At 65.8% G+C, this 14,482-nt stretch carries 15 protein-coding genes; 10 read left to right on the forward strand and 5 right to left on the reverse strand.

The annotated features are described in order from the left end of the window. The first annotated feature begins 160 nt into the window (after nucleotides 1-160). From KW836_RS02835 to KW836_RS02860, 6 genes are all read left to right on the forward strand, one after another. The gene (locus KW836_RS02835; protein ID WP_105236891.1) at nucleotides 161-1,174 is read left to right on the forward strand and encodes a LacI family DNA-binding transcriptional regulator; all 1,014 of its coding nucleotides are present in this window, start codon (nucleotides 161-163) and stop codon (nucleotides 1,172-1,174) included. A gap of 37 nt (nucleotides 1,175-1,211) precedes the next feature. Next, nucleotides 1,212-2,009: a phosphodiesterase gene (locus tag KW836_RS02840; RefSeq protein ID WP_218342393.1), complete on the forward strand. Its 798-nt coding sequence runs from the start codon at nucleotides 1,212-1,214 to the stop codon at nucleotides 2,007-2,009. Between the two features lie 115 nt (nucleotides 2,010-2,124). Then, on the forward strand, nucleotides 2,125-3,180 hold the full coding sequence (locus KW836_RS02845; RefSeq protein WP_218342394.1) for an ABC transporter ATP-binding protein: 1,056 nt from the start codon (nucleotides 2,125-2,127) through the stop codon (nucleotides 3,178-3,180). Between the two features lie 34 nt (nucleotides 3,181-3,214). Continuing rightward, a complete protein-coding gene (locus tag KW836_RS02850) occupies nucleotides 3,215-4,510 on the forward strand; it encodes an ABC transporter substrate-binding protein (RefSeq protein WP_175137035.1) in 1,296 nt (431 codons plus the stop codon). A 16-nt stretch (nucleotides 4,511-4,526) separates the two neighbouring features. Next, nucleotides 4,527-5,402 carry a carbohydrate ABC transporter permease gene (locus KW836_RS02855; protein ID WP_175137034.1) on the forward strand — a complete coding sequence of 292 codons (876 nt, stop codon included), beginning with the start codon at nucleotides 4,527-4,529 and terminating at the stop codon, nucleotides 5,400-5,402. Next, nucleotides 5,399-6,199, forward strand: a complete 801-nt coding sequence (locus tag KW836_RS02860; protein WP_076518055.1) for a carbohydrate ABC transporter permease — start codon at nucleotides 5,399-5,401, stop codon at nucleotides 6,197-6,199. The genes KW836_RS02855 and KW836_RS02860 overlap by 4 nt, the downstream gene beginning before the upstream one ends. 106 nt (nucleotides 6,200-6,305) lie before the next feature. On the opposite strand, the gene KW836_RS02865 is transcribed toward KW836_RS02860, so the two are convergent. Beyond that, the gene (locus KW836_RS02865; protein WP_175137033.1) at nucleotides 6,306-6,623 is read right to left on the reverse strand and encodes a hypothetical protein; all 318 of its coding nucleotides are present in this window, start codon (nucleotides 6,621-6,623) and stop codon (nucleotides 6,306-6,308) included. Between the two features lie 83 nt (nucleotides 6,624-6,706). After that, nucleotides 6,707-7,054: a DUF1840 domain-containing protein gene (locus KW836_RS02870; RefSeq protein WP_175123949.1), complete on the reverse strand. Its 348-nt coding sequence runs from the start codon at nucleotides 7,052-7,054 to the stop codon at nucleotides 6,707-6,709. A gap of 270 nt (nucleotides 7,055-7,324) precedes the next feature. Here KW836_RS02870 and argS point away from each other — a divergent pair, with 270 nt between their 5' ends. The 3 genes from argS (at nucleotide 7,325) to KW836_RS02885 (ending at nucleotide 10,448) form a co-directional block, all read left to right on the forward strand. Continuing rightward, the gene (argS, locus tag KW836_RS02875; protein ID WP_218342395.1) at nucleotides 7,325-9,010 is read left to right on the forward strand and encodes an arginine--tRNA ligase; all 1,686 of its coding nucleotides are present in this window, start codon (nucleotides 7,325-7,327) and stop codon (nucleotides 9,008-9,010) included. Between the two features lie 9 nt (nucleotides 9,011-9,019). Then, nucleotides 9,020-9,736: an SPOR domain-containing protein gene (locus KW836_RS02880; protein ID WP_175185540.1), complete on the forward strand. Its 717-nt coding sequence runs from the start codon at nucleotides 9,020-9,022 to the stop codon at nucleotides 9,734-9,736. A 79-nt stretch (nucleotides 9,737-9,815) separates the two neighbouring features. Further along, on the forward strand, nucleotides 9,816-10,448 hold the full coding sequence (locus KW836_RS02885) for a thiol:disulfide interchange protein DsbA/DsbL (RefSeq protein ID WP_218342396.1): 633 nt from the start codon (nucleotides 9,816-9,818) through the stop codon (nucleotides 10,446-10,448). Nucleotides 10,449-10,530: 82 nt separating this feature from the next. On the opposite strand, the gene metC is transcribed toward KW836_RS02885, so the two are convergent. Further along, complete coding sequence (gene metC / locus KW836_RS02890) at nucleotides 10,531-11,724, reverse strand: cystathionine beta-lyase (RefSeq protein ID WP_175185539.1); 1,194 nt, start codon at nucleotides 11,722-11,724, stop codon at nucleotides 10,531-10,533. A 58-nt stretch (nucleotides 11,725-11,782) separates the two neighbouring features. Further along, the gene (locus tag KW836_RS02895) at nucleotides 11,783-12,502 is read right to left on the reverse strand and encodes a nitroreductase (RefSeq protein ID WP_218342397.1); all 720 of its coding nucleotides are present in this window, start codon (nucleotides 12,500-12,502) and stop codon (nucleotides 11,783-11,785) included. Nucleotides 12,503-12,607: 105 nt separating this feature from the next. Between KW836_RS02895 and KW836_RS02900 the strand changes: the two genes are divergently transcribed. After that, on the forward strand, nucleotides 12,608-13,234 hold the full coding sequence (locus KW836_RS02900) for a LysE family translocator (RefSeq protein WP_218342398.1): 627 nt from the start codon (nucleotides 12,608-12,610) through the stop codon (nucleotides 13,232-13,234). A gap of 115 nt (nucleotides 13,235-13,349) precedes the next feature. On the opposite strand, the gene KW836_RS02905 is transcribed toward KW836_RS02900, so the two are convergent. Further along, nucleotides 13,350-14,417: an MBL fold metallo-hydrolase gene (locus tag KW836_RS02905; protein ID WP_218342399.1), complete on the reverse strand. Its 1,068-nt coding sequence runs from the start codon at nucleotides 14,415-14,417 to the stop codon at nucleotides 13,350-13,352. Between the last annotated feature and the right edge of the window lie 65 nt (nucleotides 14,418-14,482).

The raw sequence follows: 14,482 nt of genomic DNA on the forward strand, positions 1-14,482 counted from the left end.
GAAAAACACCGAAAGAACGGGGTTTCCGCCGAATAACGCGCTGCGCCATGGCTTTGTGTTGTTGCGTTCGCACCAGCATAGCGCAAACCCGTGCAATACAAAGTTCATATTCCTCAAGTAAAGTGAAATCGTTTTCAGCAAACTTGCAGCGATTCCATCAATGGCTACGCGCCCGTCGCCCCGCTTTTCCATCATCGAAGTGGCTCGCAAGGCGGGAGTTTCGCCGGCGACGGTGTCGCGCGCGTTCAACCAGCCGGAGATCGTGCATCCCGACACGCTGGCGCACATCCGCAACATTGCCAAGCGCGCGGGCTTTCGGCCGAACCGCGTGGGCCGCAGCCTGCGTTCAGGCAGCACGCGCACCATCGGGCTGATCCTGCCGACGCTGTCCAATCCCGTGTTTGCCGAGTGCTTCGAAGGCGCCGAACGCCGCGCCCGTGAGTCGGGCTACAGCGTCATGCTGACCGCCACCGGCTACGACCCCGCCGTGGAATCCGCGGCCGTGCAGGGCCTGATCGACCATCAGGTCGACGGACTCATCCTGACCGTGGCCGACGTCAGCAAGAGCGCCACGCTGGACGACCTGGACCGCAGCGGCATTCCTTACGTGCTGGTCTACAACGAATCCAATGATCATCCGTTTGCTTCGGTCGACAATCGCGCCGCAGCAAGCGACATGGTGGCGCATCTGGCCGCGATGGGGCACAAGCGCATCGCGCTGGTGACCGGCCCGCTGACCGCCTCGGACCGCGCGCGCCGACGCCTGATGGGCGCGCGCGCCAGCGCCAAGAAGCTGGGTCTGGACGCGATCCAGCACATCGCCATGAGCTCGCACACCGGCAGCGACGTGGATGCCTTGAAGGCCGCGCTGCGCGGCAAGCAGGCGCCCACCGCGCTCTTCTGTTCCAACGACCTGCTGGCCACCGCCGTCATCGCCGACCTGGTGGGACTGGGGCTGTCGGTGCCCGCTGACATTTCCGTGTGCGGCTTTGACGGCATGCGCTTTGGCGCGTTGCTGACCCCACCGCTGACCACCGTCGCGCAACCCAGCGACGGCATCGGCCAGACCGCGTGCTCGAACCTGCTGGCGCAGATTCATGGTCAGCCACCGCAATCGAACCGCCTGCCGCATTGCATCGTCGTCGGCGGCACTGCGGCATCCGTACGCCGCTAAGCCCGCTACCCACCATTCAGACAACTTCCAGATCGCCATGCTCATCGCACAAATCACCGACCTCCACATGCGCACCCCGGGAGACAAGGCCTACGGCATCATCGATCCGGCCGCGTTTCTGGCGCCCGCGGTGCGCGCCCTGAATGCGCTGACGCCGCGCCCCGACTGCGTGCTGATCACCGGCGACCTGACGGACCTGGGCAAGCCCATCGAATACCAGACGCTGCGCGAGCACCTGCAAGCGCTTGAGATTCCGTACTTCCTGCTGCCCGGCAACCACGACGACCGCGCCCAGTTGCGCGCCGCGTTTCCCGCCCACGCGTATCTGCAGGACGGCGGTCAGTTCGTGCAGTACGCCATCGAGACCTATCCGCTGCGCCTGCTGGCGCTGGACACCGTGGTGCCGATGAAGAGCCATGGCGAACTCTGCCAGACGCGCCTGGATTGGCTGGCAGAGCGCCTGGCCGAACAGCCCGGCCGGCCCACGCTGGTCCTGATGCACCACCCGCCATTCCTGACCGGCATCGAGCACATGGACGACATCGGCCTGCTGGCCGGCGCACCGGAACTGGAACGCATCGTCGCGCGCTATCCCAACGTCGAACGCGTGCTGTGCGGCCACCTCCATCGCACGATCTTCCAGCGCTTTGGCGGCACGATCGCATCGACCTGTCCGGGCACCGCGCACCAGCTTGCGCTGGAACTCGGTCCGCGCCCGACGCTGCAATACATCATGGAACCGCCCGGCTATCAGCTGCATTGGTGGCAGGGCGGCAACCTGGTCACGCATCACGCCGTTATTGGGGATTACCCCGGCCCGTATCCGTTCGGTTGAAACCGGCGCGGGAAACCCGCGCATTGCCACATATCCGTCATGTTTGCGCTGCACAATGAAAAGGTTTTCATAACAGGCAACAATGCGGATCTAACAATTAGATCTTCGAGACAGCATGTCATCCATCGTTCTGGATAACCTCACCAAACAGTACGCCGGCGCGGCGGCGATCCAAGGCGTGAGCTTCACGGTTCCGGCCGGCAGCTTCACCGTTCTGCTGGGTCCGTCCGGTTGCGGCAAGTCGACGACGCTGCGCATGATCGCCGGCCTGGATACGCCCACGTCGGGCACCATCCGCATCGGCGACCGCGACGTCACGCAACTGCCGCCGGCCAAGCGCCGCATCTCGATGGTGTTCCAGTCGTATGCGCTGTTTCCGCACCTGTCGGTTCGCGAGAACATCCTGTTCGGCCTGAAGGTGCGCAAGGAACCGGCAAAGGACTTCGACCGGCGCTTGAAGCGCGTGGCCGATCTGCTGGGCCTGTCGCATCTGCTGGACCGCAAGCCGTCGCAACTGTCCGGCGGCCAGCAGCAGCGCGTGGCGCTGGGCCGCGCCGTGATTTCCGAAGCGCCGGTCTGCCTGATGGACGAGCCCCTTTCCAACCTGGACGCCCAACTGCGCCACGAAATGCGCCGCGAGATCCGCGCATTGCAGCAAAGCCTGGGCATCACCATGGTCTACGTCACGCACGATCAGACCGAAGCCATGAGCATGGCCGACCAGGTGGTGCTGCTGCGGGGCGGCCAGATCGAACAGCACGACACGCCTGATGGCCTGTATGCGCGTCCGGCCAGCGAGTTCGCGGCGCGCTTCATCGGCACGCCGCCCATGAATTTGATCAACCTGACGCAGCAAGCAGGCGCCACGGTGATCGCCGGCACGCAGGGTCCCGCCATCGCGAACGCGCCCGCCGGCGCCGTGAAGCTGGGCGTGCGGCCTGAACACATTCGAATCGACGGCGACGGCATCGCGGCCACTGTCGAAAGCGTGGAGTACTTCGGCGCGGACTCCATCGTGGTGTGCCGCATCGGCGACACGGGCGGCGTGGCCGTCCGGGTCGGCGGCCATCTGCGCGCAAGCGCAGGTGAGTCGCTGCGCCTGTCCTGGCCGGACGGGCAACAGCATTTCTTCGCCGCCGATTCGGCGGTCATCAACACCGACGGGCGCTAGAAAAAATAGCCCACACACAGGAAAGGAACATCCCATGCGACGCATCGTACTCAAGACCCTGGCCGCCAGCCTGGCCGCCGCCTGCCTGTCTCTGCCTGTGCAGGCGCAGAACAAGCCCGTCGAGGTCGAGTTCTACTACCCGGTTGCTGTCGGCGGCCCGATCACCAAGATCGTCGACGACATGGTGACGGATTTCCAGAAGGAAAATCCCAACATCAAGATCAAGCCGATCTACGCCGGTTCGTACCAGGACTCCATCGCCAAGGCGCTGACCGCGCTCAAGGGCGGCACCCCGCCCCAGCTCGCGGTGCTGCTGTCCACCGACATGTTCACGCTGATCGACGAGGACGCCATCGTTTCGATCGACAGCCTGGCCAAGACCGACGCCGACAAGAAGTGGCTGGGCGGCTTCTATGACGCCTTCATGCAGAACAGCCGCACCGGCGGCCACACCTGGGGCGTGCCGTTCCAGCGTTCGACCATCGTCATGTACTACAACAAGGATCTCTTCAAGGCCGCCGGCCTGGATCCCGAAAAACCGCCCAAGACCTGGGCCGAGCTGGTCGAGTACGGCAAGAAGCTGACCAAGCAGGACGCCTCGGGCAACACGACGCAGTGGGGCATCGAGATCCCGTCGGGCGGCGCATTCGCGTACTGGCTGTTCCAGGCGTTGACCACGCCCAACGGCGCGATCCTGATGAACGAAGCCGGCAACGAGGTCTACCTGGACAAGCCGGCGGTGGTCGAAGCCGCGCAGTTCTGGCGTGACCTGTCGGCCAAGCACAAGATCATGCCGACCGGCACGATCGACTGGGGCACCACGCCCAAGGACTTCCTGGAAAAGAAGGCGGCCATGGTGTGGACCACCACCGGCAACCTGACCAACATCCGCAAGAACGCGGACTTCCCGTTCGGCGTGGCGATGATGCCGCAGCAAAAGCGCGGCGGCAGCCCCACGGGCGGCGGCAACTTCTACATCTTCAAGAGCGGCACGCCGGAGCAGCAGGCGGCGGCGCTGAAGTTCGCGCAGTGGGCCACCACGCCCGAGCGCGCGGCCGACTGGAGCATCGCCACGGGCTACGTGGCCGTGACGCCGGCCGCGTGGGAAACCGAGAAGATGAAGAAGTACGCGCAGGAAGTGCCGGCCGCCACGGTCGCGCGCGACCAGCTGGAAGTCAGCGTGGCGGAATTCTCGACGCATGAGAACCAGCGCGTCACCAAGACCCTGAACGACGCCCTGCAGGCGGCGCTGACGGGCTCGAAGACCCCGCAGCAGGCCCTGACCGACGCGCAGCGCGAGTCCGATCGCATACTGCGTTCCTACAAGTAAACCGACCGCACGCACGATGAGCCGCTCTTTGAATGCGCTTTATGGCTGGCTGCTTCTGCTGCCAGCCATCGTGCTGCTCGCCGCCTTCACGCATTACCCGGCGGTGGCGACGCTTTGGCACAGCTTTTTCTCCACCCCAAAGGGCGCGCGCCCGGCCCGCTTCGTCGGGCTGGACAACTACGCGGTCATGCGCGACGACCCCGTATTCTGGCAGTCGCTGTGGAACAACCTGTGGTTTGCGCTGGGCACCATTCCCACCTCGATCGGCATCGCGCTGATCATGGCGCTATGGGTCAACCGCAACCTCACCGGGCGCGGGTTCCTGCGCATGGCTTACTTCACGCCGACCGTGCTGCCCATGGTGGCAGTCGCCAACATCTGGCTGTTCTTCTACACGCCGCAGTACGGGCTGATCGCGCAGGTGATGGGCTGGTTCGGCGCGCCGGGTCCCAACTGGCTGGGCAACCGCGAGACCGCGCTGCCCGCGCTGATGCTGGTGACCGTCTGGAAAGAGGCCGGCTTTTTCATGATCTTCTATCTGGCCGCGCTGCAGACGGTGTCGCCGTCGCTGCGTGAAGCGGCCATGCTGGAAGGCGCCTCGCGCTGGCAGTATTTCCGCCGCATCCTGTGGCCGCTGCTGATGCCCACCACGCTCTTCGTGCTGATCAATGCGCTGATCAACGCGTTCCGGCTGGTCGACCACGTGGTGGTCATGACGCGCGGCGGGCCGGACAACGCGAGCACCTTGCTGCTCTATTACATCTACCAGGTGGGATTCAGCTTCTGGGATACGGCCTATGCCGCCACCCTGACCGTCGTGTTGCTGGTGGTGCTGGCGCTGACCGCGCTGATCAAGTTCCGCTGGCTGGACCGCAGGACGCACTACCAATGAAAGACAAGCTCGATACCCTGGGCGCGTGGGCGCTGGGCCTGTTGTGGATTTTGCCGCTGGCCTACGCGATGTGGGCGGCGTTCCATCCGCCCGCCTACGCCACCCGCTTCGATCTCTTCGCGCCGCTGACGCTGGATAACTTCGTCCGTGCCTGGAATGCAGCGCCGTTTCCGCGCTACTTCCTGAACACGTTCGTGCTGGTCACGATGGTGCTGGCCGCGCAGCTGGTGCTGTCGACGCTGGCGGGCTATGCGTTCGCGCGTTTCGAATTCCGCGGCCGCGATTTCGTGTTCATGCTGGTGCTGTTGCAGCTGATGATCATGCCCGACGTGCTGCTGGTGGAAAACTACCGGTCGATGAGCCTCCTGGGCGTACGCGACACGGTGTTCGCGATCGGACTGCCGTACTTCGCCTCGGCCTTCGGCATCTTCCTGTTGCGCCAGACCTTCAAGACGGTGCCGCGCGAACTGGAAGAGGCGGCCCGCATGGAAGGCGCGAACGCGCTGCAAGTGCTCTGGAAGGTGTACGTGCCGCTGGCCAAGCCGATCTACGTGGCCTACGGGCTGGTGTCGGTAAGCCACCACTGGAACAACTTCCTGTGGCCGCTGATCATCACCAACTCGGTGGAATCCCGGCCGCTGACGGTGGGTCTACAGGTGTTCTCGTCCACGGATCAGGGCATCGACTGGTCGGTGATCACCGCCGCGACGCTGATGTCGGCCGCGCCGCTGCTGATCGCGTTCCTGCTGTTCCAGCGCCAATTCGTGCAGTCGTTCATGCGGGCGGGGATCCGGTAGGAATCCGTTCGCACGCCGCGGCGCACACATCGTGCCGCCGTAAACGCAGCGCACAAAAAACCCCGCCCAGGCGGGGTTTTTCACGGGTGGCGGAATGTTCGGCCGTTCAATACCCGACAGTCAGGCCCGGCAGGTCCACGGTGATGCGCGGACGCTCCAGCGCCAACGCCAGGTGCTCGGCGAACTCCCGGGCTTCCTTTTCGTCAGACGACAGCGTGTCGTAGCCCAGCGCGTCGGCCACGCCCAGCACCTTGTCCAGCAACAGGACCTTGCCGCTGGGCCGCAGCGGTTCGCAGCCCAGGGTTTCCCAGGCGCTGTCAAACCAGTCGCGCGCATCGGCCTGGCGTTGCGGGGAGGTTTCGACGTTCGCGGAAAGGTCCAGCGAACGCCGGGAGTCGAAAACAATGGTGATGTCGCTGCGCATGGGAATAAAGCTCCGTCAGAGGGCGTCAGGCCAACAGGGTAGGCAAAAAAAGCCGGACAGATTGTCCGTCCGGCGACATAGTCCTACCAGCCCCGCGAGACTTCCCAGGTGACCTCGGCGCCTGCGGCCTGCGACTGGCGCATCATGTCCAGCAGGGGGAAGGCACGCTCCTTCAGACCGACCGCGCGCGCCATCGGGGCGACGGGCGCCTTGTCCTCGTCGTCCTCGTCCGGGCTTTCGTGGGCGTGCTGGTACTCGTCGATCGCGCGTTCGATGCCGCTGATGGCCGGTCCAAGCTGCTCCACGGTGAAGACGCCGCGCTCGGGGATCTTGTCGCCGACCGGCTTGCCGGCCGCCTGCAACAGGGCGCCCGCGTGGTCGGTCAGCATCAGGACTTCGGCCACGACCTTGGAGTGAAAAGTGATCAGCATATTCCGGTCTCCTACATTGATTACCTTAGCTCCGTACACTACCCCAACGCCCCCATGATGCCAACTGGCGCCCCCAAATCAACTATGATTCAGGGGTTTCCCGTGACAGCAGGCGCCGCGCCGGGCCCCAGATTTCCGGCACATGCGCGCCGGCTTGCCCGCCGCCGCCGGACAGAACCGCGAGCCCGCCAGCGGGCACGGCGCGGATCGCCGGCAGGCCGCAAGCGCCGTGCCGCCATCGTCACTCACTCAGAACCACGCCAGACGCCCATGCTCCTCGAGCAACAAAAACAGCTTATCTCCCTGATCCAGGCCGCCGTCGCGCAGAGCCTTCCCGACGCCCAGCCCAACGTGCTGCTGGAGCGCCCCAAGGTTGCCGCCCATGGCGACGTCGCCACCAACGTGGCCATGCAGCTCGCGAAACCCGCGCGCCGCAATCCCCGCGAACTGGCCCAGGGCATCGTCGACGCCATGATGGCCAATCCCGACGCCGCCGCGCTGGTCGAAAGTGCCGAAGTGGCCGGCCCCGGCTTCATCAACCTGCGCATCACGCCGGCTGCCCGCCAGGCCGTGATCGCCGCGGTGGCTGAGCAGGGCGATGCCTACGGCCGCGCCGCGCGCCTGGGCGAGAAGATTTTGGTCGAATTCGTGTCGGCCAACCCCACCGGTCCGCTGCACGTGGGCCATGCCCGCCAGGCCGCGCTGGGCGACGCGCTGTGCCGTCTGTACGACGCCGTGGGCTGGGACGTCACCCGCGAGTTCTATTACAACGACGCCGGCAACCAGATCCAGAACCTGGCAATCAGCGTGCAGGCCCGCGCCCGCGGCCTGACCACCGATTCCCCCGACTGGCCCGAAGACGGCTACAAGGGCGACTACATCGCCGACATCGCCCGCGACTTCCAGGACGGCAAGACCATCCAGGCGTCCGACGGCGAGCCCGTCACCGCCACCGGCAACATCGACAACCTGGACGACATCCGCGCCTTTGCCGTGGCCTACCTGCGCCGCGAGCAGGACCTGGACCTGCAGGCCTTCGGCCTGGCGTTCGACAATTACTACCTGGAAAGCTCGCTCTACACGTCCGGCCGCGTCGAAGCGACGGTCAAGGCGCTGATCGCCGGCGGCCATACCTACGAGGAAGGCGGCGCGCTGTGGCTGCGCACCACCGAGCTGGGCACGGGCGACGACAAAGACCGCGTCATGCGCAAAAGCGAGGGCGGCTACACCTATTTCGTGCCGGATGTCGCCTACCACAAGGCCAAATGGGAGCGCGGCTTTCATCGCGCCGTGAACATCCAGGGCAGCGACCACCACGGCACCGTGGCTCGCGTGCGCGCCGGCCTGCAGGCGCTGGAAGAGGGCATCCCGAAGGACTACCCGTCCTACGTGCTGCACAAGATGGTCAAGGTGATGCGCGGCGGCGAAGAGGTCAAGATCTCCAAGCGCGCCGGCAGCTACGTCACCATGCGCGACCTGATCGACTGGGTCGGCCGCGACGCCGTCCGCTACTTCCTGATCCAGCGCCGCGCCGACACGGAATTCGTGTTCGACGTGGACCTGGCCCTGTCCAAGAGCGACGAGAACCCCGTCTATTACATCCAGTACGCCCACGCGCGCATCTGCTCGGTCATCAACAACGCGGGTATGCCCGCCGCCGACGTGGCCCAGGCCGACGCCGCGCTGCTGACGGCGCCGACCGAATTCGCGCTGATGCAGCGCCTGGCCGAGTTCCCGCAAGTGGTGGCGCTGGCCGCCCAGGACCTGTCGCCGCACCACATCGCGTTCTGGCTGCGCGACTGCGCGTCGGACTTCCACGGCTGGTACAACGCCGAACGCGTGCTGGTCGACGACACCGCCGTCAAGCTGGCCCGCCTGCGCCTGGCCGCCACGACCCGCCAGGTGCTGGCCAACGGCCTCGCGCTGTTGGGCGTTTCCGCGCCCGAGCGGATGTAACATCGGTTCATGGCAACCAAGCGCAAATCCACCCGCCGTTCCTCCGGCGAAAGCGGCAGCACCCTGTACGGGGCGCTGGCCGGTCTGCTGATCGGGCTGATCGTCGCCGCCGTCGTCGCGTTCTATGTCACCAAGGCGCCCGTTCCCTTCGTGGACCGGGCCAGCCGCCAGGGCGATACGGGCAAACTGCCCGATCCGCGCTCGGCGCCGGACCCCAACGCCGGCCTGTACGGCCGCGACGGGGCCGCGGGCGCGCCCCCCACCGGTCCCACCGCCACCGCGCCGGCCCCGCTGCCGGGTGCGGGCGCGCCGTCCAAGGGCGACGAAACGCCCGCCAAGCTGGACGACTTGGGCGCGTTGATCGCCACGCTGCCGACGTCCCGGGCGCCGGCTGCAGCGCCGTCGGCGCCCCCCGCAACGGCGTCCGCGCCCACGCCCATCTCCAAGGCCGCTCCCACGGCGACGGCAGCCGCCAAGCCGTCTGCGCCCGCCGCCAACGGCACGTACTACCTGCAAGCCGGCGCCTTCCGCGGCGAGAACGACGCCGAATCGCTCAAGGCGCGCATCATTCTTTTGGGACTGCCGGTCGCGGTACAGAAGGCGGAATTGAACGGCAAGCCCATCAACCGCGTCCGGGTCGGTCCGTTTGCCCGCCTGGACGACATGAACCGGGCGCGCGGACGCCTGGGCGAGAACAAGATCGAAACCGCCGTGGTGCGCCAATAGCGCCGCGCGGCGGATCGTTTTGCATTGAACTAATCTGGCCCCGGGCCTGTCTGTAGCCTTTTATTCAGGAACCTCACCCATGCTGTCCCCCAAGCTCATCCGCATCCTGGCAGCCGCCGCGCTGACCGCCACGGCGTTCTTCAGCCCGGCCAGCCACGCGCAAGGCGCCCAGCAGTACGTGCCGATCAACCCGCCGCTGCCGTCGGACACCCCGGGCAAGGTCGAGGTCCTGGAATTCTTCGCCTACACCTGCCCGCACTGCGCCGCCATGGAACCCATGGTCGAAGACTGGGCCAAGACCGCGCCGTCCGACGTCGTCTTGAAGCAGGTTCCCATCGCCTTCAATGCCGGCATGAAGCCGCTGCAGCAGCTGTACTACGCGCTGCTGGCCCTGGACCGTCCCGACCTGCACCCCAAGGTCTTCACGGCCATCCACGGCGAACACAAGCGCCTGTTCGACAAGAAGGCCATGGGTGAGTGGATTGCCACCCAGGGTGTGGACCGCGCCAAGTTCGACTCGGTGTTCGATTCGTTCAGCGTGCAGACCCAGGTGCAGCGCGCCAACCAGCTGGCCGAGGCCTATCGCATCGAAGGCACCCCGTCGTTTGCCGTGGGCGGCAAGTTCATGACCTCGCCGGTCATGGCGGGCAACAGCTACGAAGGCGCGCTGAAGGAAGTCAACGCGCTGATTCCGATGGCGCGCGCGAAGTAAACCGCGCCAAGCGCTGCAATGAAAACGCCCCGAGCCTTTCCAGGCCGGGGCGATTTTCTTCAGGCGTCTCGCAGCCGCGCGGCTATTCCTTGACCGCCGCAGCCTGTTCAAACGCCTGCGTCAGATCCGCAATGATGTCCTCGGGCGACTCCAGCCCGATGTGCAGGCGCACGACCGGATTCTCGCCTTCGCCCCAATAGCCGTGCTTGGACAGATCCTTCGGCGACACAAGCTGCACGAGGCTTTCATAGCCGCCCCACGAAAAGCCGATGCCAAAGAGCGTCAGCGCATCGACAAAGCGGCGCGCGGCGGCCGGGGACAGGGCCAGTTCGGCCGACAGCATGCCGTTCGACCCGGTGCAATCGCGTTTCCACAATTCGTGGCCGGGATCCTTGGGCCAGGCCGGATGGAACAAACGCACGGTCTCGGGACGGGAATCCAGGAACTCGCATACCTGCATCGCGTGGCGCGCATGCTGCGCCATGCGGATGGGCATGGTGCGCACGCCGCGCAGCGCCAGCCACGCGTCGTCCGCGCTGATGGAGTAACCCATCGCGTACTGCGTGCGGTTCAGCTTGCGGGCGATGCCTTCGTCGTTGGTGACCACCGCGCCCAGCATCAAGTCCGAGTGTCCGCCCACGTATTTGGTGCCCGCAATGACGGAGACTTGCGCGCCCAGCGTCAGCGGCCGGTAGATGTAGCCGGAACCCCAGGTGTTGTCGGTGGCCAGCACCAGCCCGTGGCGCTGCGCGATGGCGGCCATGGCGCCCATGTCCAGCATCTCGAACAGCAGCGAGCCGGGCGATTCCACGTACAGCAGCTTGGTGTTGGGGCGCACCAGCGCATCGACATCCTCGCTGGCGGCAAAGTACGTGATCTCGATGTTCATGCGCTTGAGCACCGCATCGTCCAGCTCGCGCATCGGGCCGTACACGCTGTCGGAGATCAGCGCATGGTCGCCGGCCGAGCACAGCGCCATCATCACCATCGTCATGGCCGACAGACCCGAGGACGCCAGATAGCAGTGCGTGCCGCCTTCCAGCTGCGTGAAGACCTCTTCCAGCGCGGCATGGGTGTCCATGCCCATGCGCCCGTACGTGGACGCGCGGCCGCCAGCCGCCTTGCTGCGCTGCGCGTTTTCCAGCGCGGCGATATTGGCAAAGCGCACCGTGCTGGCCCGCATGGGCGGCAGCGGCACCGGCGCCGTGCCGGTCTCGGGATTGAACGGGGCGGTGCCCGCGTGCTGGAGAACCGTATCGATGTGTTTGGTAGGCATCTTGTAGAGGTGCGTCAAAACCGGGAAAACCAAACCATATCAGGACGCGGCCGGAATTTCAGCCGATCCATTGGACCGTCTCGGACAAATCCGCGCGCCGGGTGCGATAGCTGTTGGCCGGATGCGCCTTGTCTTCGAAGCCGAACGAGATGCCGCAGACCACGCGACGGCCGGGCGCGATGCCCAGCACTTCACGCAGCACCTCGGGATACATCGCCAGCGATGCCTGCGCCACGGTTGCGACGCCGTTGGCCTGGGCGGCGAGCAGAAAGTTGGCGACATAGCCGCCGCAGTCCATCGCGCCGTACTCGCCCAGCGCCTCGTCGGTCGTGATGATCGCGACGTGCGGCGCGTCAAAGAGCGCGAAGTTGCGCATCTCCTGGCGCCGGTAGGCCTCGCGGTCGCCGCGCGGCACGCCGACGGCGCCATACAGCTGGAAACCGGATTCGCGGCGGCGGGCTAGGTATTCGTCGCGGTATTCGCGCGGGAACGGGAAATCAGGCTTGAAGCCCTCGACCTGCGCGCGGCGCTCCAGCGCCTCGCGCAACCGCTTCGTGCCGTCGCCCTCGGTAATTGCCACCTGCCACGGCTGGCAATTGCACCAGGACGCCGTGCGCTGCGCCAGGGTCAGGATGCGTTCGATGGTGGCGCGGGGCACGGGCTGCGGCAGAAAGGCGCGGCAGCTGTGGCGGGAGAGCAGCCAGTCTTCAAGCGCGGCATCGGGTAGGGCGTCGTTGGCGTTATGGGTGTTATTGGCGTTCTGAGCGGCAACGGTCATGATCAGTCTGTCTCCTGTCGTGGTCGGCTTTGCCCTTATCATGCCACTTGCTGTCCGCCACCGTCCCGCCTGTCGCATCCGCGGGTCCGATACCGAAGAGACTCCATGCTGCCCCTCGACACCCTGATCGCATTCTTTGGCATTGCCGTGCTGCTGGCGCTGACGCCGGGGCCGGACAACCTATTTGTGCTGATGCAGTCCGCCATCTGGGGACGCAAGGCGGGCATCTTCGTGGTGCTGGGGTTGTGCACGGGACTGCTGGGACACACGGCGGCGGTTGCGGTTGGCTTGGCCGCAGTATTTGCCGCGTCGCCCGTGGCGTTTACGGTGCTAAAGCTGGCGGGCGCGGCCTATTTGGCGTACCTGGCCTGGCAAATCCTGCGCGCCCCCGTCGAATCCGAAGACGGCAAACGTCCCGAACCCATGCGGCCCGGCGCGTTGTACCGCCGCGGCATCGTCATGAACCTCACCAATCCGAAGGTGCTGCTGTTCTTCTTCGCCTTCCTGCCGCAGTTCACGTCGCCGCGGCTCGGGCCGGTGGGTTTGCAGACGATGCAACTGGGTGCGGTGTTTATCGTGTCGACGCTGCTGGTGTTCGGCGCGATCGCGTTCTTCTCGGGGGCGTTCGGGGAATTGCTGCAGCGTTCGGTCACGGCCAAGCGCTGGTTGAATCGCATTGCCGCGCTGGTGTTCGTCGGGCTGGCGGTCAGGCTGGCGACGGCTTCCCGCTAGACACCGCTAATCGTCGCGCTGGCACTGATCACCAGCGGCGGCACGCGATCAGCGGGACACTGGCAGCCGGAAACGAGCAGCGACGCTCGCATCGCCCGGCCGCCCATCATGCCAATCAAACCGCCTTGAACCGCACGATGCCATCGGCATCCTGCGCGCGCGTCAGCTTGCCTTCGAAGTACAACGCATGCAGATGCGCCAGCGCCTCGCCCATCGCGAACGTCAGCTGATGCAGATCCAGCTTGCGCTTGAACAGCACCGGCACGATGTCGGATGTCGATTGCGGCTTCACGGCACAGGCTTCCAGCACCTCGGCCAGCCGATCACGATGATGCTCGTGCTGCTGCGTGATGCGCTCATGCAGCCCCTTGAACGGGCGGCCGTGCGACGGCAGCACCAGCGTGTCGCGGGGCAGGCCGTCATAGCCGTGCAGCGACCGCAGATACAAGGGCAAGGGATTCGCGTCAGGTTCGTAGTCGAACACGCTGACGTTGGTGGAAATGCGCGGCAGCACCATGTCGCCGGAAATCAGCACGCCCAGATCGGGCGAGAACAGCGACGCGTGTTCCGGCGCATGACCATAGCCCACGATGACGCGCCAGTCGCGACCGCCGATGCGCACCTGATCGCCGTCCATGATCCGCGTATAGCGCGACGGCACGGCAGGCACCAAGTTGGGGAAATAGCTGGCGCGCTGGCGGATCTGTTCCTGCGCGTCCGGGTCCGTCAGGCCGTGGCGGGCGAAGTGCTCGACCGCCGATTGTCCGCCCGGTCCCGCGCCGGCATCCGTGCGGCGCGACGACCACAGCGACGCCACCATGTAATCCGTCATCGTCATCCACAGCCGCGCGTTCCAGCGCTCGCACAGCCAGTAGGCCAGGCCGATGTGGTCCGGATGCATGTGGGTGACCAGCACGCGCAGCACGGGCAAACCGTCCAGTTCGTTCTTGAACACGTCTTCCCACAGCGTCTTCACTTCGTCGCGCGAAATGCCGCAGTCAACGACCGTCCAGCCATCCTGGCCGTCGATGTTGTCGCGCAGCAGCCAGAGGTTGATATGATCCAGCGCGAACGGCAGCGGCATCCGGATCCATTTGACGCCCTGCGCCACCGCATGCGCGCGGCCGGCCTCGGGCTGAAAATCGGCCCAGGGATACTGAAGCTTCTGTTCGTTGGGGTTCATTGCCTCTCGCTCCACGCTTGACGATCACGTCAAGTCATCATAATTTACGTTTACGTAAACTGCCA

Source organism: Achromobacter sp. ACM05 (assembly GCF_019218915.1).
GTDB classification, from domain to species: domain Bacteria; phylum Pseudomonadota; class Gammaproteobacteria; order Burkholderiales; family Burkholderiaceae_B; genus Achromobacter; species Achromobacter animicus.